The organism is Actinomyces sp. S6-Spd3, assembly GCF_000758755.1.
Classification (GTDB): domain Bacteria; phylum Actinomycetota; class Actinomycetes; order Actinomycetales; family Actinomycetaceae; genus Pauljensenia.
This window is the reverse complement of sequence record NZ_JRMV01000038.1, coordinates 1-548: the sequence shown is the minus strand read 5'-3', so window position 1 is coordinate 548 and position 548 is coordinate 1. Positions and strand designations below refer to the sequence as shown.

Annotated in this window: 1 protein-coding gene; it reads left to right on the top strand. The window is 52.6% G+C overall.

Annotated features, from left to right (window positions below; genetic code table 11):
* A partial coding sequence (locus HMPREF1627_RS00265) for a vWA domain-containing protein (RefSeq protein WP_234305170.1) occupies nucleotides 1-515 on the top strand: 515 nt, incomplete at its 5' end.
* Nucleotides 516-548 lie beyond the last annotated feature (33 nt).

Genomic DNA, 548 nt, shown 5'->3' with positions numbered 1-548 from the left:
CGGTCGGTGGCGGATATGAGGTGGGTGTCATTCTTTGGCACCACAAGGTCGAAGGTTCAGTGGAACTTAGCAAAGATCCCACGCGTGCAATCCAGCTTTTGAAATCGGCAGAAGCCGGCGGGGGCACCAGGATCACTCCTGCGATAGAACTTGCGCGCGATGGACTGCTGGAATGGCTAGGTCACTATAGTGGTGGAGATGCGGTGATTGCCGTCTTTGGTGATGGAGACCTAGGTGTCCCCAGGTCTACTGCAACGAGCCTTGCTCGGCAGCTTCATGCTGAAGGGATTCGCGTCTTAACCCTTGGACTGGGCGAAGAGAGCGCTGGCGAACTTTCCGCAATATCTACAGCACCGTTCGAAGATGATGCGGAAGAAGTTCGGACGAACAACTCGACGCAGGGTGTCTCTCACACTGCACCAAAATCGACCAAGAATGTGACTTCTAGTGAGTCATTAGAAAACGATCTAGCGTCTATGGCTAGGGGAATAGTTTTTCGCTCGAAACGTCACTAATTCGATTTCGTGGCAAAGAATGGCGTTTCATCG